This is a genomic window from Flavobacterium sp. NKUCC04_CG (assembly GCF_019345525.1).
GTDB lineage: Bacteria > Bacteroidota > Bacteroidia > Flavobacteriales > Flavobacteriaceae > Flavobacterium.
The window spans coordinates 1-21,704 of record NZ_JAHKRA010000002.1 but is presented as its reverse complement, the minus strand read 5'-3'; the positions used below and the strand labels follow the sequence as shown (position 1 = coordinate 21,704).

Here is a 21,704-nt window from a genome sequence, read left to right as displayed (position 1 = left end):
AATTTTAAGTGTATGACCTTATTGGAGCTATTAAAAAAAATTCGACCGTTTGTTAAGCCGTATCGGAAATTGGTTGTAGCTACTTTGGTCTTGACTGCTATTGGTTCCTTTGCAGTTCAGATAAATGCCCTTATTTTAAGATATACGGTGAATACCATTAGCGAGTTAATGGTGACTAACCAACCGCTTCAAAGCGGGTTTCATTTATTAACTACCATCAGCATTATTTTATTGGCAAAAGAGGTTATTTACACACTAATTCAATTTGGACAAAAGTTTTATGGTGAAAAACTTCGAATTTATATATCTCGTGATTTTTCGCAGGCGATTGTTGATCGTATTTTAAGTTATCGAATGGCTTTTTATACCTCTACAGACAACGAAAGCGGAAAATTACAGACTAGAATTGATATGGGAATTAGTAGTTTGACCCGTTTGGTCCAGAATTTTTTTATAGATATTATGCCTTTGTTTGCCAATGCGATTGTAGCATTGATTTTTATCTTTTTAGCCAATGTTTATGTAGGATTGGTAAGTTTGGCTATAGTGCCTATTTATTTCTATGTAAGCCAATTGCAAGCGAATAAATTAAGCGGATTTCGTAGAAAAATGAGAACTTTTAGAGAAACCAAGAACAACGGCATCATTTCATTAATTGATTCTATTACGGTAATAAAGTCTTTTGTACGAGAGCCTCTTGAAGCTAAAAAACATTTGGAGATTCAGTTTGATATGACGGAGAATCAACTGCAAACGCGGCGTACCAGTTTTTTATTTGAAGGTATAAAGAGCTTTTTGGAACAGTTTGGGTTGGTTTTAATCATTATCCTAACAGCATATTTTGTGCTAAATGGGCAAATGACTATAGGTGCAATTATGTTTCACGTATTGTTGTTTAATAATGTTACTGCTCCTATGAGACAATTGCATAGAATTTATGACGAGATCAATGACGCCATGATTTATTCGGAAAGTTTTTTTGATATTTTAGAATCGGAGCACGAGATTGAGGTGTCGGGAACTTATATTCCTGAAAAAATTATCGGTCGATTAGAAATGCGCGGGGTATGGTTTTCATATCCCAACGGTACTGAGGCTTTAAGGGATGTATCGATGATTATAGAGCCCAATGACACTACTGCTTTAGTAGGATTAAGTGGTGCGGGTAAAAGTACAATCATTAATTTATTGGATAAGTTTTATGCTCCAACTCGTGGCCAAATATTTCTAGATGGCATTGATTTGGCAGACTATAATACAACAGAACTACGTAAGAATATAGGTTTGGTTTTACAGAAAAACCACATTTTTAAAGGAACTATAGGTGAGAATATACAGTATGGAAATCCATTGGCATCGCAAGCAGAAATTGAAAAGGCTGCAAAACAAGCCTATATTCATGATCAAATTGTAGAGTTGCCGATGGGTTATGATTCTGAAGCGCGTTTGCTTTCAGGTGGGCAACAGCAGCGTATTGCTATTGCGCGCTTATTCTTAAAGGATCCCGCTATTATATTTTTAGATGAACCTACGGCAAGTTTAGATGCGATTGCCACAGAGCAGATCAAGCAGAGCTTGGACGCGATAAAAAAAGATCGAACTGTAATTATAGTTTCACACAGTATCTCACAAATTATCGATTCATCACATATAGTGGTAATGGAAAAAGGAAGGGTGGTGGAAAGGGGAACTCATGATTCCTTATACGATGAGAAAGGTACTTATTACGATATATTTACAGCAATGGCCAACAGTTTGAATATTGAGAAAATTACACAATCGATGAACAGCTAGTGGAAATTAACCTACTAGCTGTTTGAAATGGTGGATTTATTTTTGCTGATATTCCTGTGGTACTATCGGAGTATTTCCATCTCGTTGGGCCACGAAATGTGGTGATAGTAGCTCAATGCCTTTTTCGTTAAATACTTCTTGTATGTTCTTGTGAAGTGTAGATAGTATTCCCGCCTTTTTGGTAACCTCCTTAACGTAAACGTTGATTTCATACGTGATGTAAAAATCGTCATGTGAAGTCTGAAATACAAAGGGTTGGGGCTCCGCTAGTACTAAAGGAGTTCTTAAAGCGGCTTCAATCAGGGTCTGTTGTGCTTCTGACCAGCTGAGTTCATAACCAATACCGACCTTAGTAGAAATAATCAATCCTTCTTCTTGAGCTTGAGCATAAACAGAGTAGTTCGTAGTGTTTCCAGATAAAACAGTAGAATTTGGAATGGTTATTTCTTCATTCTTTGTGGTTTTTAAACGGGTTACTAACATGTTTTTTTCAATCACTACACCGGTCATGTCACCAATTTTTATTTGATCTCCGATTTTAAATGGACGCATATAGGTAATGACTAAACCGGCGACCATATTGGAAATCGCAGAAGAGGAGCCCAATGAGAATAGTATCCCCATAAATACGGAAACGCCTTTAAAAATGGGAGAATCAGATCCCGGTAAATGAGGAAACATCAAGATAAACATAAAGGCATAGAGTAGAATTTTAACTAAACTAAAAGTAGGCATTGCCCAATCCTTATGAAAACCTGAAAGTTCCAATTTGCCCAATTCGATTTCGCTAAAAATATATTTGACTAATCGGATAAAATATTTCATCACAAAATAGATTACCAATATGCTAAATAGGTTGGGTAAATAATTAAAAATAGCGCTAAAAATAGATTTAAAAGGCAACCAGATATATCCAAAAAGTTGCTCACCCCAGGTTTGTGTAAAGGGAAAAATACTAAATACTAACGGAATTGCTAAGTAGAATAAAAGTAAGATAAAAAAGGTCTTTATTCCCTTTAGTACCACTAATGCAACATTTAACTTTTGTGCAGAAGTAAGGAAAACATAGTTTTTATAAGTGAGATTCTCTAACCAGTGTTTTTTTTGTGCAATCAAAAGATTGCGTACTCGCGTGTATAATTTATTAATTCCAACAAGCAATAAGGAAAAGACTACTACTACTAAAAATACCAGACCTATTCTTACGAGTAATTTCTCGATGCTATTTTCTGCTTTTTGTTTAAGTATAGTATCTTTAAGTATTTTGACATAGATTTCGGCTAATTCTTGCTTGGTTTGATCAAACCATAGGGCATCCAAATCAGATACACTCATGATAACAAGGTCGCCGTAAGTGATATCTATAGAGTTTTCCCAGGGTTGGGCGATTATTTTTTCCGGTTCAAAAAAATCGTCTTCGTAAAGGTCGGTGATTTTTTGAGAAATGTTTTTGGCGCGTTCTTTTGGAATTAAAGCTCCTACCTTGGTATAAACTGAAAATAAGGTGTCTCTCAATAAAATAACTGGAGTGCCTTTTTCAGTTTGCTTTAGACGCTCAATTTTAGCTCGAGATTGTGCTTTGGAAGCAGTTTCTGCAATTTCTATTTTCTCTAATTCTTGCAGTAGTTTGTCTCTTTTGAGTTTTTCGGATTCTTTTACATGACTAATCTGGTCGAGTAGCTCCATCTTTCGCAAGGAGTCCACATATTGATTTTGCTGTGTTTTCTGCAACAATTGTTGTAGTTGTTCGACTTTTTTTAATTGTTCATTTTGCTCCAATGAATCCGCTTCTTGACTGTGGCTTATAAAAGAGATAGCAGAAAGTAGCAGCAGTAGCAGCATTTTAAAATTCGTTTGGCAAAGGTGCTTTTGTTGGTTATGCATAATCATTGACTAGTGGTAAGGTGTTTACAGGTTTAGTAGTGTTGTTTTTTTAAGTAAAACAATATTAGACTACAATTTATAATTTTTAAGTGATTATAGGTACTTTATTTTTAATATTTAAGTAATGAATGTAAATATTGAAATTTTAACATTTTTTGATATGTTAATTTTGTAATGAAACGCCAAAACAGCAGTCTATATTATATAGGCTTTTTCAGACTTTAGTGTCCAGCATTTTAATAGGTACTTGCAAATTAGAGTGTAGTGAATAATTATTAGTTAGTTTATAATATTCATCTTTTTAAGGGTGTTTTACTTTGGGCAAGTACCTGTTTTTTAAGTGTGGAATAAGCTTATTTATGTAATTGGGTTAAATAAATAGGCTTTCAAATTGGAAAATATACACGCAAAAGTAATGTTTTGCGATAAAGCATAAATTGATACAAATGATTTTAGAAGTGGTTTTTTGTTCAATTTATAACTATTTTTTCTTAGAGTTATTAATACGTAGAGGCAACCTTTTGGGTTGCCTCTTTTTTTATTATATCATGTATTTATCTAGTTTGACAAATAGTTATTTAACCTTTTCTTCTTTTAATTTCAGTTTCAATTAAAGAAAGTTCTCTATTGGTTTGTCCGGCAACAGAAGTGTTTTCTTCTGCACGACGAATTAAATAGGGCATAACCTCATTTACAGGGCCAAAAGGCAAATATTTAGCTACATTATAGTCGTGATCAGCTAAATTGTAACTGATGTTATCACTCATGCCATACAATTGACCAAACCACATTCTACTGTCGTTATGATGAATGTTGTGCTTGCTCATTAATTCCATTAGCATATAGGAGCTACTTTCATTATGTGTACCAGCAAATAAAGCCATGGAATCTAGGTTTTCCATCATATAGGTTACGGCCGCATCAAAGTTGTCGTCGGTCGCATTTTTGTCTATACAAATAGGAGAGGTGTATCCGTTTTCTGCAGCACGACTTCTCTCGATTTCCATATAAGCGCCTCGAACCACTTTTAGGCCTACGTGAAAACCTTCTGTTTTGGCTGTTTGGTGTAGTTTCTTAGTGAAGTCCAAACGATCCCAACGATACATTTGTACCGTATTAAAAATAATCGCTTTTTCCTTGTTGTATTTTCGCATCATTTCCAACACTATATCGTCAGCAGCATCCTGCATCCAGCTGTGTTCTGCATCGATTAATAGAAAAACATCCTTGTCAAAGGCAGCTTTACATGCGATTTCAAAGCGTTCTAAAATGCGATCCCATTCTTGTTGCTCGCTTTGGGTAAATGGAAGTTTTTCACCTTTCTTTTCAAATAGAAAAAAACGACCAAAACCGGTAGGTTTGAATACGGCAAACGGAATGGCTTGACGCTCTTTTGCAAAGGCAATCGTTTTTAATGTCATATTCAGGGCTGCGTCAAACTGATCTTCCGTTTCTTTTCCTTCAACAGAATAGTCTAATACGGACGAAACGCCTTTGGTATACATTCGATCCACTACTTTTAAGCAATCAGTCTCGCTAATTCCACCACAGAAATGATCGAATACAGTAGCGCGAATAATTCCTTGTACCGGTAAGTGTGATTTGATAGCGAAATTTGCTAAGCTCGAGCCGATTTTAACCAATGCTCTGTTGCTGATCATTTTAAAGAGAAAGTGTGCTCTTTTAAGTTCCTTATTGTTTTTTAATACAAAGGCTACTTCAGTATTATTGAATATTTTTTCCATTCTAAAAATAAAATATTCTAGCAAAGATAAACAGTCAGGGCCATATAATTGACAAAAAATGATTTATTTTGCATATCAAATTCAATGATTTAATGAAAAAGATTCATTCAGACCAATACGACATCACTTTTGGATTCGCTGCTTATGATTTTTTAGGAAATTTACTCAATAATAGAGCATATTCCAAGATTTTTGTACTAACCGATAGTGTTTGTAATTCACTCTGTGTACCACATTTTTTGTCTAATTTGCCTACAGTAATTGCTTTTGAGATTATTGAGGTTGAAACTGGTGAAGAATTCAAAACAATAGATACGGCTTATGCTGTGTGGCAAGCTTTAGCGGAGTTAAATGCAGATCGGAATAGTGTTATTATTACTGTTGGTGGTGGGGTGATTACGGATTTAGGCGGGTTTGTAGCCGCGCTTTTCAAAAGGGGAATTGACTGCATTAATGTACCCACATCACTGTTGGCAATGGTCGATGCTTCTGTAGGTGGTAAAACCGGTATCGATGTAGATGGAATAAAAAACCAAATAGGCACTTTTACCAACCCTCAAAATGTTTTGATAGATGTCAGTTTTCTAGAAACTTTAGGAGCTGATCAAATGCGTTCTGGACTGGCTGAAATGTTTAAACACGGATTGATATACGACGCGGAATATTGGCAAGTTTTACAGAATTTGTCCGCTTTGACTACGGAAGATATGGAGGATTTAATCTACCATTCTATACAGATTAAAAATGAAATTGTTCTGCAGGATCCAAAGGAAAAAGGACTGAGAAAAATATTGAATTTTGGACATACACTTGGACATGCAGTAGAGAGTTATTTTTTAAATTCGAAAACACGTTCAAACATATTACACGGTGAAGCCGTTGCTATGGGAATGATTTTAGAAAGTTATTTGTCATGGCAAATGGGAAAACTCGCAGCTGATGATTATTATTCGATTAAGACCGTTTTATTTGATACCTTTGCAGCGGTTGATTTGACTACTTTGGAAATAGAAGCTTGTTTAGATTGGCTTCAACATGATAAAAAAAATGCTTTAGGAATACCGCAATTTGTACTACTTAATGCTATTGGTGTAGCAATAAGAGATCAAGTGGTAGATAGGAGTTTGATTATTAAGGCTTTCGAAGATTATCAATCCTAATGGTTTTTTAATAATTTCTTTAGAAATTGCAGGTTTAATTTTTTTACATTTGCTCTCGTAAACGCTATGGGAAATAAGTTTTTTTTTAGTGCGAAAGGCACGCGCAAAAAGCGGATGTTTGTAAAAGAACATCAGGCTAATTTTGTATTCCACCTTCTCAGATTGTATAGGATGTTTTTAAACTCCTTTTTGTATAATGATAAACTGTCAATTGTATTTGCAAACATTAGAGTTTGAAAACAGTAGTATTCTTGACTTTTTATTTAATTTATTAATCATTCAATATTGATATTAAACAAAAATGAACACAAAATATTCAGATTTAATCAATCAAACTTTTTACTTTCCGCAAGAGGAATTTAAACTAAACAACGACAACTTAACTTTTCATAACATCGATTTGATGAAATTAGTAGAACAATATGGCTCGCCATTGAAGTTTACTTATTTGCCTAAAATTACGGCAAACATCAATAGAGCAAAGGGCTGGTTTAGGAATGCGATGGAGAAAAATAATTATAATGCGAATTATTACTACTGTTATTGTACTAAAAGTTCGCACTTTCAATTTATTTTAAACGAAGCTTTTAAAAACAATATTCACGTAGAAACCTCTTCTGCTTTTGATGTCAATATCGTAGACAGCATGTTGGCTACGGGTAAAATCACAAACGATACTTTTGTGCTTTGCAACGGATTTAAAAGAGAACAATACATTCAAAATATCGCCAATTTAATCAATAGCGGTCATAAAAATACCATTCCTATACTTGATAATTACGAAGAATTAGATTTGCTTCAAGATGTTATTGAAGGCAAGTTTAAAATTGGAATTAGAATTGCTTCGGAAGAAGAACCTAAATTTGAGTTTTACACCTCTCGTTTGGGAATTGGATATAAAAATATAGTTCCGTTTTACAGAAAACAAATTCAGGATAACGATCGAGTGGAATTGAAAATGCTTCACTTCTTTATCAATACTGGTATTCGCGATACGTCATATTACTGGAACGAATTGGTTAAATGTTTAAAGGTATATATTTCATTGAAAAAGGAATGTCCTTCTTTAGACAGTTTAAACATTGGTGGAGGATTTCCGATTAAAAATTCATTGGCTTTTGAATACGACTATCAGTATATGGTTGATGAAATTATCAATCAAATCAAAATTGCTTGTGATGACGCTGGAGTTGCTGTACCTAATATTTTTACTGAATTCGGTTCGTTTACTGTAGGAGAAAGTGGTGGAGCGATTTATCAAATCTTATATCAAAAACAACAAAACGACAGAGAAAAGTGGAACATGATCGATTCGTCTTTCATCACAACACTACCGGATACTTGGGCTATTAACAAGCGATTTATCATGTTGCCAATCAACCGATGGAACGACTCTTATGAAAGAATACTATTGGGTGGTTTAACTTGTGATAGTGATGATTATTACAATTCGGAGCAGAATTTAAATGCTATTTATTTACCTAAATATAATAAGGAGAAACCTTTATATATAGGTTTCTTTAATACCGGAGCTTACCAGGAGTCTATTAGCGGGCATGGAGGAATTCATCACTGCTTAATTCCACAACCCAAACACATCTTAATCGATCGTGATGAGAATGGAATTTTGGCAACCGAGGTTTTTTCAGAACAACAAACCGCGGAGCAGGTATTGAGTATATTGGGGTATGATGTGTCTTTGACATTTAAGAATAAAGAATAACTAATTAATTATAAAAATACAAATACGATGAGTAAAGGACCGATAAGTCAGTTTATTGAGAAGTATTATTTACATTTCAATGCAGCTACGATTGTAGATGCTGCAAAATCATATGAAGAGCAATTGCAAAAGGGTTCTAAAATGATGGTAAGTATGGCAGGTGCTATGAGTACTGCTGAATTGGGAAAGATTTTTGCTGAAATTATCCGTAAAGATAAAGTGCATATCATTTCTTGTACTGGAGCTAACTTGGAGGAGGATATCATGAATTTGGTTGCGCATTCTCATTATAAAAGAGTTCCAAACTACCGCGATTTAACACCGCAGGATGAGTGGGATTTGATGGAAAAAGGTTTGAACCGTGTAACGGATACTTGTATTCCTGAGGAGGAAGCATTTAGACGTCTTCAAAAGCATATTTTCAAAATTTGGAAAGATGCAGAGGATAAGGGAGAACGTTATTTTCCACATGAATTTATGTATAAAATGTTGCTTTCAGGCTGTTTAGAAGAGCATTATGAAATTGACTTAAAAGATAGCTGGATGTATGCAGCTGCAGAAAAAAACCTACCGATTGTTGTTCCAGGATGGGAAGACAGTACTATGGGGAATATTTTTGCTTCATATGTAATTAAAGGAGAATTAAAAGCATCTACTATGAAGTCGGGTATTGAATACATGACTTTCTTGGCGGACTGGTACCCTAAAAATTCAGATAAGGGAATTGGTTTCTTCCAAATTGGTGGGGGTATTGCAGGAGATTTTCCTATTTGTGTGGTACCGATGCTTTATCAAGATTTGGAACAAACAGAAACGCCGTTTTGGAGTTATTTCTGCCAGATTTCTGACTCTACAACCAGTTATGGTTCGTATTCAGGAGCTATTCCAAATGAAAAAATCACTTGGGGTAAATTGGATATCAATACGCCAAAGTTTGTAATTGAGTCCGATGCTACTATAGTTGCACCTTTGGTTTTTGCTTATTTGCTTGATATGTAATTAGTAATAAATTTATCTAAATTTAGTTATTATTTTATTTGATAATTTAATTTTGGGTATTACATTTGACGAGAAATAAAGTAAGAAAAAAGAATGAAAAGAATAATTGTTGATTACGCAAAATTAACAAATGAGATTTTGTCTCTTCTAGTTGAGAAGTTCCCTGACGGCTATGATGATGCGGATATTGTCCGTTTCAAAAACGTTAAAAACGAAACTATAGAAGCTGTGGAAGTTCGTACAGAAGACACAATTTATCTCGTAAAGGTTAGTACAAAATTGGCTGATAGAATAGAGAATTTTGACGAAGATGAAGAAGAAGATATAGTAGATACTGTAGAAGTTTCATTAGACTCGTTAAAAGACCTTGAATTAGCTGAAGAAGAAGAAGACTAGTTTTTGATATTCTTAAATTTTATAAGCCCGTTTCCTCTGGAGGCGGGTTTTTTTTTTGAAAATGCGCGTGTTGCAAATTCATTTTATACCATACCTGGTTTTTTTCTTTAATTTGGTATAGCCCTGAGACAAATAGCTGAATCAGCGAATAAAAAGGACAAATTTTAATAAAAGCTGTTTTTGTGATAGGGAAATTGAGTTAGATTACTTTAATTATCAATATATTTGCAGCCATAAATAAAAACTTTAATAACAGAACATGAAAGCAGGAATTGTAGGATTACCGAACGTTGGAAAATCAACTTTGTTTAATTGCTTGTCAAATGCCAAAGCACAAAGTGCTAACTTTCCTTTTTGTACAATTGAGCCCAATATTGGAGTGGTGAATGTACCAGATCCGAGATTGTTAAAATTAGAGGAATTGGTTAATCCAGAACGTGTTTTACCTGCAACGGTTGATATAGTGGATATTGCTGGATTGGTTAAAGGAGCAAGTAAAGGTGAAGGATTGGGGAACCAATTTTTAGGAAATATAAGAGAGTGTAACGCTATTATTCACGTATTGCGTTGTTTTGATAATGATAATATTATCCATGTTGACGGCAATGTGAACCCAATTAGAGATAAAGAGACCATCGATATTGAGTTGCAATTAAAGGATTTGGAAACGGTTGAAAAACGTTTGGAAAAAGTCAAGAGAGCCGCTAAAACTGGAAATAAGGAAGCTCAAGTTGAGGAGGCTTTATTAGAAAGAGTAAGAGGCGCTTTGTTGCAAGCGAAATCGGTAAGAACTGTGGAACTTCTAAATAACGATGAAATCGTTTTGATGGAAGATTTCCAATTGATCACAGCTAAACCGGTTTTATATGTTTGTAATGTAGATGAAGATGCTGCGGCAACTGGTAACGCTTATGTAGAACAAGTAAGAGAATTGGTAAAGGATGAAAATGCTGAAGTCATTGTTTTAGCTGTTGGTACAGAAGCGGATATTACAGAATTAGAAACTTTTGAAGAACGTAAGATGTTCCTTGAAGATTTGGGATTAGATGAGCCGGGATCATCGGTATTGATTCGTTCTGCATATAAATTGTTGAACTTGCAAACGTATTTTACTGCAGGGGTGAAAGAAGTCCGCGCTTGGACTGTACCAGTAGGTGCAACAGCTCCTCAGGCTGCGGGTGTTATTCATACAGACTTCGAAAAAGGATTTATTCGTGCCGAAGTAATTGCATATAACGATTTCGTGACTTTCGGATCAGAAGCTAAAGTAAAAGAAGCTGGAAAACTAAGAGTGGAAGGAAAGGAATACATTGTTAAAGATGGTGATGTTATGCATTTTAGATTTAACGTGTAATTTGTTTAAATTATAAAATTAGTCAAGTGGAATTAGTAATAATTCCACTTTTTTGCTTTAATACGGTTTTTAATCTACTTTATTTAAAGTTTTTTTAGTATTTTAGTTGATGACGTGCGGCTAAATAGTAGTGCCTAAATCAAACAAGACAATAATTTATAACATAGAACATAGTGGGTAATATCTGGTATAGATTAGTGATTTTATTGGGGAAAATTTTAGTGGGAATAATACTTTTTGGACTATTGTATTTCTTGATAGATTTTATCTTATCGCGTATTACCATAGCTGAAAAAGCTGCTGCGAAAGCAGAGAAAAACATTGATGTTTATCTGTATTCCAACGGTGTTCATACCGATATTGTTATGCCGATACGTTCGGCTGAAATAGATTGGGCAACTCAAATTGACCCACTTCATACTACTGCGCAACGTACGGATATGGAATTCTTAGCGGTAGGATGGGGTGATAAAGGTTTTTATTTAGAAACGCCTGAGTGGAGTGATTTAAAGCCTAGTGTGGCGTTTAAAGCGGCTTTTTACTTGGGGTCATCTGCGATGCATACTACTTTTTATAAAAAAATGTACGAAAGCACTCACTGTATAAAAGTGAAGATTACTCCAACACAGTATCGTGCACTGATATCGTATATACAAGCTAGTTTTGATCGCGATTCCAACGGTAACTTTGTTTTAATAACAGCACCAACTTATGGCGAAAACGATACATTTTACGAAGCTAACCGTACCTATGGCCTGTTTTATACCTGCAATACCTGGGCTAATAATGCTTTAAAAGCTGCCGGTATGAAAGCGTGTTTTTGGACCGCTTTTGATCGCGGAATTTTGTATCAATACAGCAAAGAGGTTGTGGTACAGTGAGAAAGAAAATTGCGAATAGAAATTATAAATAGGTTGTTTTTTTACGATTTGCTCTTTTTTTAAAAGAATATTTTTCAGCAAAAAAACAGTATTTTTGAATCTTATAATAAGTCCCCCTTAATCATGAATTTTAAAAAAATTATTACACTTCTTAAAAATACGGTTAATGAGTTTTTGGATGATAATGCTATGAAATTTAGTGCTTCATTGTCTTATTATACTGTCTTTGCTTTACCTCCTTTGTCGATTTTAATCATTTCAATCAGTGGGTTTTTCTTTGGCGAAGAAGCGGTTACTGGAGAGTTTTATGGTCAAATCAAAGAATTGGTAGGTGATAGCGCCGCTTTGCAAATTCAAGAGGCGATAAAGAATGTACGTTTGTCGGATTCCGGTACATTGGCAACCATATTTGGTGTGGTTATGTTGTTTTTTGGTGCTTCAGCCGTATTTGCTGAAATTCAAAGTTCCATAAATTATATTTGGGGATTTAAAGCAAAACCCAATAAGGGATTGGTGCGTTTTATCAAAAATAGATTGTTATCTTTTTCGATGATCGCTTCCGTCGGTTTTTTACTATTGGTAAGTTTAGTTGTCAATTCTGTGGTAGATCTTTTGTATGAGCAATTGACCAAATTGTTTCATGAGGAAACGGTTTATTTGGTTGGTATCGTAAATAATATAGTTGTTTTTGTTATTATCACATTGCTTTTCTCTATTATTTTTAAAACCTTACCCGATGGCAAAATTGGATGGAGGGAGACGATTGTGGGATCGGGTTTTACGTCTTTGTTTTTTATGATTGGAAAATTTGGTATAGGAATGTACTTAGGGAATTCCTCATCATCTAGTTTATACGGTGCTGCGGGTTCTATCATTGTTATCTTGATTTGGGTATATTATTCTGCGATAATCCTTTATTTTGGTGCTGAATTCACCAAGGTTTATGCGGAAATGTATGGAAAGAAAATTGAGCCAAATAGCTATTCTGTTCTCATTAGAAAGTCAATTACAGAGGTGGATGAGAAATAAGTTTATTATTTGATGTTTTTCACTCAAACTGAGCATTCCACATTTTTATTTTTTAGTAATAAGTCTTAAATTAGCGAAAATTCCTACACCTCTATGCAAAATCAAGATCAATATACCGAAGACAATATTCGTTCATTAGATTGGAAAGAACATATCCGTATGCGTCCTGGAATGTATATCGGAAAATTGGGTGATGGTTCTTCTCCAGATGATGGTATTTACATACTGATTAAAGAAGTTTTAGACAACAGTATCGATGAGTTCGTGATGGGCTCTGGAAAAACGATTGAAGTTACTTTAAAAGATAAGGTCGTTAGCGTACGCGATTTTGGTCGAGGAATACCCTTAGGAAAGGTAATCGATGTGGTTTCCAAGATGAATACTGGGGGTAAATACGATTCCAAAGCATTTAAAAAATCAGTAGGTTTAAATGGGGTAGGTACCAAGGCCGTTAATGCGTTATCTTCTTATTTTAGAGTAGAGTCGGTTCGTGATAACCAACAAAAGGCAGCGGAATTTGAAGCTGGAAATTTAAAAGTTGAAGAGGAATTGGTAGAAACTACCAAACGCAAGGGAACTAAAGTTTCTTTTATTGCAGATGATGCCATTTTTAAAAACTATAAATACCGCAATGAGTACATCATCAAGATGTTAAAAAATTATTGCTACTTAAATACGGGTTTAACCATACTTTTTAACGGCGAGAAGTTTTATTCTGACAATGGACTAAAAGATTTATTGGAAGAGAACATCGACCAAGAAGATATGATCTATCCAATAATTCACTTGAAAGGTGATGATATTGAGGTCGCCATTACGCACAGCAAAACACAATATTCAGAAGAGTACTACTCTTTCGTTAATGGGCAAAACACCACACAAGGAGGGACACATTTAGTAGCTTTTAGAGAAGCCTTAGTTCGAACGATAAAGGAGTATTACAACAAAAACTTCGAAGCTTCCGATATTCGGAAATCTATAGTAGCAGGTATTTCTATCAAAGTAGAAGAACCGGTGTTTGAGTCTCAAACCAAAACCAAATTAGGATCGACAGATATGGGGCCGGACGCTCCAACGGTGCGTACGTATATCAGTGATTTCTTAAAAACGCAATTAGATAACTATTTGCATAAAAACCCAACGGTTTCCGATGCCTTACTACGTAAAATATTACAAGCAGAACGCGAACGTAAGGAATTGTCTGGAATACGAAAAATAGCCAAGGAACGCGCTAAAAAAGCGGGCCTACACAATAAAAAACTACGTGATTGTCGGGTGCATCTAACCGATATGAAACACCCTCGATACTTGGAAAGTACCCTGTTTATTACTGAGGGAGATTCGGCCTCGGGGTCCATAACAAAATCCAGAGATGTCAATACACAGGCCGTTTTTAGTTTACGTGGAAAACCGCTGAACTCTTACGGTATGACCAAGAAAATTGTCTATGAAAATGAAGAGTTCAACCTGTTGCAGGCAGCTCTAAATATAGAAGAAGATTTGGGTGATTTACGATACAATAATATTGTAATTGCAACGGATGCCGATGTGGATGGTATGCATATTCGCTTGTTATTAATTACCTTTTTCTTACAGTTTTTTCCCGAGTTGATTAAAGAAGGACATTTGTATATATTACAAACACCATTGTTTAGGGTTCGAAATAAAAAAGAAACCATTTATTGCTATAGTGAGGAAGAACGCGTAGCGGCTATTGAAAAATTAAAGCCCAAACCGGAGATTACTCGATTTAAGGGATTGGGAGAGATTTCCCCTGATGAGTTTAAATACTTTATTGGTGAGGATATTCGAATCGACCCCGTTATGTTGGATAAAGCGACTTCAATTGAAAAACTATTAGAGTTTTATATGGGAAAAAATACGCCAGACAGACAAGAGTTTATCATCAATAATCTCAAAGTGGAGTTAGATGTGGTGGTAAAAGATACCCTATAGCGTATTAGTTTAAGTAGCGCAATAGTAAAGGGGTATTTTAATCCTTGCCTAATACAAAAAAGTCATTAGTATGTAAAGAGTTAGTCGTTAGTTATTTTAAAAAAGAGCAAGTAAAACTTTTGATTAAAAAAGGTAAAAGATTAATTTTATTCAAAGAAATTAAATGAGCACAGAAGAAGAAAATTTAGATCCAATAGAAGGGGAACAACCCAAAAAAGCACTGCATTTTTACGAAAATGTAGATAGCCCAGAAACCATTACGAAAGTAACGGGAATGTATAAAGATTGGTTTTTGGATTACGCTTCCTATGTAATTCTCGAAAGAGCAGTTCCGGCTATTGAAGATGGATTTAAACCCGTTCAGCGTCGAATTATGCATTCGATGAAGGAATTGGATGATGGACGTTATAATAAAGTAGCCAATGTTGTTGGTCATACCATGCAATACCACCCTCACGGAGACGCGAGTATTGGAGATGCTATGGTGCAAATGGGGCAAAAAGAATTGCTGATTGATACCCAGGGTAACTGGGGTAATATTCTTACAGGTGATGGTGCTGCAGCTTCGCGTTATATAGAGGCGCGATTGAGTAAATTTGCTTTAGAAGTACTGTATTCGCCAAAAATTACGGCTTGGCAATCTTCTTATGACGGCAGGAGAAATGAACCGATTAATTTACCGGTAAAATTCCCATTGTTGTTAGCACAAGGAGGTGAGGGTATTGCTGTGGGTTTATCTACCAAAGTATTGCCTCATAACTTTATTGAACTGATCGATGCGTCGATAAAAATATTAAAGGGAAAACCATTTGAGATTTATCCCGATTTTCCGACACAGGGAATTGCTGATGTATCAGCCTATAACGACGGACTTCGTGGCGGTCGTATTCGCGTACGTGCTAGAATTTCTCAATTGGACAAAAACACTTTGGTCATTACCCAAATACCGTTTTCGACCAATACTTCAAGTCTTATTGAAAGTATCTTAAAGGCCAATGAAAAAGGTAAAATAAAGGTTAAAAAAATTGAGGACAATACGGCGGCAGATGTAGAAATTTTAGTACATCTACCACCCGGTGTTTCTCCGGATAAAACCATCGATGCACTTTATGCTTTTACCGGTTGCGAAACTTCGATTGCACCTTTGGGCTGTGTTATTCAAGACAACAAACCTTTGTTTGTGGGAGTGAGTACGATGTTGGTAACTTCAACCAACAGAACGGTGGCACTCTTAAAAAGTGAATTGGAAATCGAACTTGAAGAGTTAAACGAACAATGGCATTTTCTGTCGTTGGAACGGATTTTTATCGAAAAACGCGTTTACTATTTGATTGAAGAAGAAAAAACATGGGAAGGAATCTTAAGAGCGATTGATGAAGGACTAAAGCCTCATGTCAAAAATTTAAAAAGAGATATTACCGAAGAAGATTTGGCGCGATTAACCGAAATTCGAATTAAAAGAATCTCGCGTTTTGACATTGATAAAGCCAATCAAAAATTAGAATCTTTAGAGGATGATATTGAACAGGTAAAACACCATTTAAACCACTTGATTGAATTCGCAATCAATTACTTTATTCGATTAAAGGAAAAATATGGTAAGGGAAGGGAGCGTTTAACGGAAATCCGTAGTTTTGATACGATTGAAGCTACAAAAGTGGTGCTTCGAAACACCAAGTTATATGTGAATATGGAGGAGGGATTTATCGGTACCGCTCTTAAAAAGGAGGAATATGTGGCTGATTGTTCCGATATTGATGATGTTATCGTCTTTTTGCGCAACGGTAGCCTGATCATCACAAAAGTTGATGAAAAGAAATTTGTTGGTAAAGATATCATTCACGTAGCTGTATTTGATCGAAATGATAAGCGAACCATTTACAATGTTATATATAGAGACGGAAAATCAGGAGCTTCATTTGTTAAGCGATTTAATGTGTCTGGGGTTACTCGTGATAAGGTTTACGATTTAACACAGGGCAAACCAGGATCTCAAGTTTTGTATTTTTCTCAAAACCCAAATGGAGAAGCCGAAGTAGTAAGTATTTTATTGCGACAAATTAGCAGCGTTAAAAAACTTAAATTCGATTTGGATTTTGCCGACTTGTTGATTAAGGGACGCGGTTCAAAAGGAAATTTGGTTACTAAATATGCGATTAAAAAAATCGAACTAAAAGAAAAGGGAATTTCTACATTAAGACCTCGCAAAATTTGGTTTGACGAGACAGTTCATCGCCTTAATGTAGATGGTAGAGGGAAATTGTTGGGAGAGTTCAAACCCAATGATCGTTTGTTGGTTATTAATCAATCCGGAAAAGCCAGAACCATAATTCCAGAATTGACTAGTCATTTTGAAGAAGACATGATTGTTTTGGAGAAATGGGTACCAAATAAACCGATTTCAGCCGTTTATTTCGATGGTGAAAAGTCGCGTTACTACGTCAAACGTTTCTTAATTGAAAATGAGTCTCGAGAGGAAATGTTTATTTCGGAAGCCGAGAATTCGAGGCTCGAAATCGTGTCTACGGACTATCGTCCAGTAGCGGAAGTATCTTTTTATAAGGTTAAAGGGGTTCAAAAAGAAAATTTAATTGTAGATTTAGAACAGTTTATAGTTGTTAAAGGGATAAAAGCGCAGGGAAATCAATTAACTGCCGATAAAATTAAAATAGCTCTTTTAGAACCACTTCCATATGAATTACCTGAAGAGGAAAAAATAGTGGAAGTTACATCTACTGAAAATGGAGATGAACCAACGAATTTATTATTAGACGACGACGGACAAATTACGATCCCCCTTGAGTAAATGTTAAAAAAAGTAAACAAAACCATCCAACATTCGCTGTTGGTTTTATCGACCGTATTCCTTTCACAAACCGTATTTTCTCAAGATGGGAAAGGCGGTTTGTTTGACGGAGAAACACAAGCCAGAACGCTGACAGAGCGTTGGGAACTGAGCTCTGAAACCAAAAAAGGGACTTTTGTTATTACGCCTTACAAACCAATTTACGTTAGTCCTCTGCGTTGGTCTAGTGATCCCAACAAATTACCAACTAGTGATAGTCCCGACAACAATGCCTTGATTCCTCAAGATTACAACAGTGTGGAGTCTCGCTTTCAATTGAGTTTTAAGACTAAGGTGATGCAAGGGATATTCTGGGGAGCCGGTGATATTTGGTTGGCCTTTACGCAAACAGCCAATTGGCAGGTTTATAACTCCGACTTATCAAGGCCCTTCCGAGAGTTAAATTATGAGCCCGAAGTTATTTTAAATTTCGCTACTAATTTTGAGGTTTTTGGAGTAACCAATCGCATGATGGGGATTTCTCTAAATCACCAGTCCAACGGAAAGAGTTTACCGGGATCGAGAAGTTGGAATCGGGTAATTTTTCAAACCGCTTTTGATTATAAGGACCTTAGTGTGATTATCAGACCGTGGATTCGTATGCATGAAAAGCTTGAAGAAGACGATAATCCTAGAATAGAAGAGTATGTAGGTCGTGGTGATATTACGCTGATTTATAAATACAAAGAACAGGAGTTTAGCTTGTTGGCACGCAATAATATGCGATTCAACAAAAAGAACAAAGGCTATATTGAAATGAACTGGACCTATCCGATATCGGGTAATTTAAAAGCACATTTACAAGTAGCTAACGGCTATGGCGATACCATGATTGATTTTAATCATAAGCAGACCATTATAGGTTTAGGTGTTTCTTTAATAGAATGGTTGTAACTAGAGTATAAAAAAGAAATCCCGATTATATTTAATCGGGATTTCTTTTTTGGTCTCTACTTGCTTTTTTAAGTGAATAAATAAGATAAACTATAAAAACGGCTAAACCGAGATAAGAAATAATATTGGTCTTAGAATAGGGTTGGGCGCTGTCAAAGTTAAAAATACCATAGACAAACCACAGCAGTACGATAAAAGTGATTATTTTGTTTAGCATAATTTAAATAGTCATGGAAAATAATTGTCTAGTAGGTTTGTTTCGTTGTAGCCTTAAATCAAAGGCCATACATATATTCCTAACATAGGGGCGCCCCTTTCGAGTTACGAATAATTGTTGATTTTCAATTTTTATCAATTGATCTTTTTCCATTTCACTCAAATCATTTAAAATCCCATCCATATCAATAAAACCTTTAGATGACTGACTATAATCGGTCTTAAATGTACACATTAATTCTAGAATGTGTCTGCGGATTATCAAATCCTCGTCATCGAGTAAATGGCCCTTAACAACGGGTAATTGGTTTTGTTCCAAAAGTTGGTAGTAGGTCTCTATGGACTTTTCATTTTGTGCAAAGGAATACCAACTATCGCTTATGGACGATACGCCTAAGCCAATCATCAATTGTGTACTTGAAGAGCTATAGCCCATAAAATTACGGTGCAACTGCCCACTGTCTAAAGATTGGAATAAACTGTCGTTGCGTAAAGCAAAGTGATCCATACCGATTTCAAAATAGCCATTTTCTAAAAGCAGCTCTTTGCCCTTTTCGTATAACAGTCGCTTTTCACTGTCTTTCGGGATATCTTCGTCTCTATAGCCGCGTTGACCGTTACCTTTTAGCCAAGGCACATGGGCATAACTGTAAAAGGCTAAGCGATCCGGAGAAAGGGATTTGGTTTTCTCTATGGTATCGATGACGTGTTCTAGTTTTTGGAAGGGCAGTCCAAATATCAAATCGTGGGAAATAGAGGTGTACCCAATTTCCTTAGCCCATAAAGTTACTTTAGCTACGGTATGAAAAGCTTGTTCGCGATGAATTGCTTTTTGTATTACTGGATTGTAATCCTGTACACCAAAACTAACTCTTCTAAAACCAAGGTCGTAAAGTGTTTGTAAATGTATTCTTGTGGTATTATTGGGGTGGCCTTCAAAGCTAAATTCAAAGTTTTCTGCCAAATCTGCCGTATCGAGTATGCTTTTAATTAGATGTTCGAGATGCTCAGGTGAAAAGAAGGTTGGTGTACCGCCGCCTAAATGCAATTCTTTTATAATCGGTTTTTCTGGAAATAGATTACAATACAAACTCCATTCTTTTAAAACCGCTTCAATATAAGGGCTCTCCACCTCGTGTCGTTTTGTAATTCGCTTGTGGCAGCCACAAAAAGTACATAGACTCTCGCAAAAAGGCAGGTGGATATAGAGGCAAATACCTTCTTTGGAATTGGATTCAACAAATGAATTCAAACAAGTCTGAATCCAATTTTGTGTATTAAAAGTTGCTTGGTCCCAGTATGGAACTGTGGGATAGCTCGTATATCTAGGACCAGCAACATTATATTTTTGCACTAGTGAAGTACCCATAAATGTCTTTTTCTTCAAAAATACTGTTATTGTATGTTGTGTAGCATGATAAATATCATAATCAAGATGTTTTTAGATCAAATATTTAGAGAGTAACAAATAATTTAGTGAAATAGGAAAACAGTATAAAGCCCGGATTTATTAGAGGATATTTGCTTTTTTTTTCGTAATTTTAGATTAAGTGCTGGGGTGTTGCTTTGTTTGCAATTGATCAAACACTTTTACTTATATTTGTTTTCTTTAAAACCGTCCCTGTTGTAAGAAAGTGGAGTCAATTGATCTAACAGCTTGATATATACTCCAAGGTTCGAGTTCCAAAATAACTAAAATGAATTACTATGAAAATGAATTTTTTTGCGCTTTTATTGATGTCGTTTCTAGTATTTTCTTGTCAAGGTCAAACGGCTTCTAAGGAATATTTGCTAAAGGCTGCTGATTTTGAAAACCAGTGGAAGACTGAAAAAGGGCTTATGTTGGACGTACGTACCGCTGCTGAGTTTAAAGAAGGGCATATTGAGGGTGCTAAAAATATAGATTTCTTACAAGATGATTTTGAAGCCAATACAGCTCAATTGGATAAAAATCAACCGATATATGTCTATTGTAAATCAGGTGGACGTAGTGCAAAAGCCATAGAAAAGCTTCGTAAACAAGGATTTACAAACCTATATGAACTCGAGGGTGGTTATGGTGCATGGAAAGCAAATACAGTTACTCAAAACAAGAAATAGTTAGTTTTATCAATATTTTAAGATTTTAGAATTATCCTATTCAAATAGATTTGCTATTTTTGATAAAAAATAAGATATGGATACAGCATCTTTCGGAGGTTTTTTAAGAACATTGCTGATTATTGTATTGGCCTACTATGCTTTTAGGTTTGTAATGCGATATTTGTTTCCTGTGTTAATATACAGAGTGGCAAAAAAAGCCAATGAAAACTTCCAACAAAAACAACAGAATCATTATAATCAACAGTCAGAACCGACACATACAGAACCCACTTCAGAATTTATTAATCCCGATAAACCAAGGGAGAAGAAAAAAGTAGGAGAGTATATCGAATTTGAAGAATTGGATTAAAAACTTGTGAAAAAGGGCTATCTCATTAAGAGATAGCCTTTTTTGGTTTTGTATATAATTTACTTATTTACCCATCTGCCAATCCGCGTATGCGCCTTCATTATATAGGTGTGGTTTTTATGAGCCTATTCGTTGATTCGTCCATTCGCTTATTAGCGAGTGCCTTTAATTTATATACCTCAATTTTAAACCCACAGCATTTTATGGCGAATTCGCCCATCTGCCCATCCGCGTATGCGCCTTCATTATATAGGTGTGGTTTTTGTGAGCCTATTCGTTGATTCGTCCATTCGCTTATTAGCGAGTGCCTTTAATTTATATACCTCAATTTTAAACCCACAGCATTTTATGGCGAATTCGCCCATCTGCCCATCCG

At 35.4% G+C, this 21,704-nt stretch carries 16 protein-coding genes and 1 pseudogene; 13 read left to right on the top strand and 4 right to left on the bottom strand.

The features are described from left to right. The first annotated feature begins 12 nt into the window (after positions 1-12). Complete coding sequence (locus tag KO524_RS01750) at positions 13-1,794, top strand: ABC transporter ATP-binding protein (protein ID WP_219288741.1); 1,782 nt, start codon at positions 13-15, stop codon at positions 1,792-1,794. A gap of 36 nt (positions 1,795-1,830) precedes the next feature. Here the strand turns inward: KO524_RS01750 and KO524_RS01745 are convergent, their stop codons facing one another. Both KO524_RS01745 and KO524_RS01740 read right to left on the bottom strand, forming a co-directional pair. After that, positions 1,831-3,636, bottom strand: coding sequence for a mechanosensitive ion channel family protein (locus KO524_RS01745; protein ID WP_219288738.1), 1,806 nt, complete (start codon positions 3,634-3,636; stop codon positions 1,831-1,833). A 620-nt stretch (positions 3,637-4,256) separates the two neighbouring features. Continuing rightward, entirely contained in the window at positions 4,257-5,423 is a 1,167-nt protein-coding gene (locus KO524_RS01740; RefSeq protein WP_219288735.1) for a proline dehydrogenase family protein, read from the bottom strand. A gap of 92 nt (positions 5,424-5,515) precedes the next feature. Between KO524_RS01740 and aroB the strand changes: the two genes are divergently transcribed. The 10 genes and pseudogenes from aroB (at position 5,516) to KO524_RS01690 (ending at position 18,660) form a co-directional block, all read left to right on the top strand. Beyond that, entirely contained in the window at positions 5,516-6,583 is a 1,068-nt protein-coding gene (gene aroB, locus KO524_RS01735) for a 3-dehydroquinate synthase (RefSeq protein WP_219288733.1), read from the top strand. 301 nt (positions 6,584-6,884) lie between these two features. After that, the gene (locus KO524_RS01730) at positions 6,885-8,306 is read left to right on the top strand and encodes an arginine decarboxylase (RefSeq protein WP_219288730.1); all 1,422 of its coding nucleotides are present in this window, start codon (positions 6,885-6,887) and stop codon (positions 8,304-8,306) included. A 27-nt stretch (positions 8,307-8,333) separates the two neighbouring features. Continuing rightward, positions 8,334-9,305, top strand: a complete 972-nt coding sequence (locus KO524_RS01725) for a deoxyhypusine synthase family protein (protein ID WP_219288727.1) — start codon at positions 8,334-8,336, stop codon at positions 9,303-9,305. 93 nt (positions 9,306-9,398) lie between these two features. After that, a pseudogene (locus tag KO524_RS01720) lies at positions 9,399-9,698 on the top strand (DNA primase); the annotation flags it as partial. A gap of 262 nt (positions 9,699-9,960) precedes the next feature. Further along, on the top strand, positions 9,961-11,055 hold the full coding sequence (gene ychF, locus KO524_RS01715) for a redox-regulated ATPase YchF (RefSeq protein ID WP_219288720.1): 1,095 nt from the start codon (positions 9,961-9,963) through the stop codon (positions 11,053-11,055). A 173-nt stretch (positions 11,056-11,228) separates the two neighbouring features. Continuing rightward, positions 11,229-11,936 carry a TIGR02117 family protein gene (locus KO524_RS01710; protein WP_370629709.1) on the top strand — a complete coding sequence of 236 codons (708 nt, stop codon included), beginning with the start codon at positions 11,229-11,231 and terminating at the stop codon, positions 11,934-11,936. A gap of 123 nt (positions 11,937-12,059) precedes the next feature. Next, positions 12,060-12,965 carry a YihY/virulence factor BrkB family protein gene (locus KO524_RS01705; protein ID WP_219288687.1) on the top strand — a complete coding sequence of 302 codons (906 nt, stop codon included), beginning with the start codon at positions 12,060-12,062 and terminating at the stop codon, positions 12,963-12,965. A 93-nt stretch (positions 12,966-13,058) separates the two neighbouring features. After that, a complete protein-coding gene (locus KO524_RS01700) occupies positions 13,059-14,921 on the top strand; it encodes a DNA topoisomerase IV subunit B (RefSeq protein ID WP_219288683.1) in 1,863 nt (620 codons plus the stop codon). A 163-nt stretch (positions 14,922-15,084) separates the two neighbouring features. Next, on the top strand, positions 15,085-17,727 hold the full coding sequence (locus KO524_RS01695; RefSeq protein ID WP_219288680.1) for a DNA gyrase/topoisomerase IV subunit A: 2,643 nt from the start codon (positions 15,085-15,087) through the stop codon (positions 17,725-17,727). Then, complete coding sequence (locus tag KO524_RS01690) at positions 17,728-18,660, top strand: phospholipase A (protein WP_255555097.1); 933 nt, start codon at positions 17,728-17,730, stop codon at positions 18,658-18,660. It abuts the gene before it with no gap. Between the two features lie 31 nt (positions 18,661-18,691). Here the strand turns inward: KO524_RS01690 and KO524_RS01685 are convergent, their stop codons facing one another. Both KO524_RS01685 and hemN read right to left on the bottom strand, forming a co-directional pair. Next, positions 18,692-18,877 carry a hypothetical protein gene (locus KO524_RS01685; RefSeq protein WP_255555096.1) on the bottom strand — a complete coding sequence of 62 codons (186 nt, stop codon included), beginning with the start codon at positions 18,875-18,877 and terminating at the stop codon, positions 18,692-18,694. A gap of 3 nt (positions 18,878-18,880) precedes the next feature. Beyond that, the gene (gene hemN / locus KO524_RS01680) at positions 18,881-20,245 is read right to left on the bottom strand and encodes an oxygen-independent coproporphyrinogen III oxidase (RefSeq protein WP_219289618.1); all 1,365 of its coding nucleotides are present in this window, start codon (positions 20,243-20,245) and stop codon (positions 18,881-18,883) included. Positions 20,246-20,583: 338 nt separating this feature from the next. On the opposite strand from hemN, the gene KO524_RS01675 reads away from it, so the two are divergent. After that, positions 20,584-20,976, top strand: coding sequence for a rhodanese-like domain-containing protein (locus KO524_RS01675; RefSeq protein WP_219288677.1), 393 nt, complete (start codon positions 20,584-20,586; stop codon positions 20,974-20,976). Positions 20,977-21,052: 76 nt separating this feature from the next. Beyond that, positions 21,053-21,328 (top strand): DUF4834 family protein, encoded by a 276-nt coding sequence (locus KO524_RS01670; protein WP_219288674.1) that lies wholly within the window; start codon positions 21,053-21,055, stop codon positions 21,326-21,328. Positions 21,329-21,704: the final 376 nt, after the last annotated feature.

Coding starts and splice junctions, on each gene's coding strand:
- KO524_RS01750 (WP_219288741.1), top strand. CDS start 13: ATGACCTTATTGGAGCTATTAAAAAAAATTCGACCGTTTGTTAAGCCG.
- KO524_RS01745 (WP_219288738.1), bottom strand. CDS start 3,636: ATGCTGCTACTGCTGCTACTTTCTGCTATCTCTTTTATAAGCCACAGT.
- KO524_RS01740 (WP_219288735.1), bottom strand. CDS start 5,423: ATGGAAAAAATATTCAATAATACTGAAGTAGCCTTTGTATTAAAAAAC.
- aroB (WP_219288733.1), top strand. CDS start 5,516: ATGAAAAAGATTCATTCAGACCAATACGACATCACTTTTGGATTCGCT.
- KO524_RS01730 (WP_219288730.1), top strand. CDS start 6,885: ATGAACACAAAATATTCAGATTTAATCAATCAAACTTTTTACTTTCCG.
- KO524_RS01725 (WP_219288727.1), top strand. CDS start 8,334: ATGAGTAAAGGACCGATAAGTCAGTTTATTGAGAAGTATTATTTACAT.
- ychF (WP_219288720.1), top strand. CDS start 9,961: ATGAAAGCAGGAATTGTAGGATTACCGAACGTTGGAAAATCAACTTTG.
- KO524_RS01705 (WP_219288687.1), top strand. CDS start 12,060: ATGAATTTTAAAAAAATTATTACACTTCTTAAAAATACGGTTAATGAG.
- KO524_RS01700 (WP_219288683.1), top strand. CDS start 13,059: ATGCAAAATCAAGATCAATATACCGAAGACAATATTCGTTCATTAGAT.
- KO524_RS01695 (WP_219288680.1), top strand. CDS start 15,085: ATGAGCACAGAAGAAGAAAATTTAGATCCAATAGAAGGGGAACAACCC.
- KO524_RS01690 (WP_255555097.1), top strand. CDS start 17,728: ATGTTAAAAAAAGTAAACAAAACCATCCAACATTCGCTGTTGGTTTTA.
- KO524_RS01685 (WP_255555096.1), bottom strand. CDS start 18,877: ATGCTAAACAAAATAATCACTTTTATCGTACTGCTGTGGTTTGTCTAT.
- hemN (WP_219289618.1), bottom strand. CDS start 20,245: ATGGGTACTTCACTAGTGCAAAAATATAATGTTGCTGGTCCTAGATAT.
- KO524_RS01675 (WP_219288677.1), top strand. CDS start 20,584: ATGAAAATGAATTTTTTTGCGCTTTTATTGATGTCGTTTCTAGTATTT.
- KO524_RS01670 (WP_219288674.1), top strand. CDS start 21,053: ATGGATACAGCATCTTTCGGAGGTTTTTTAAGAACATTGCTGATTATT.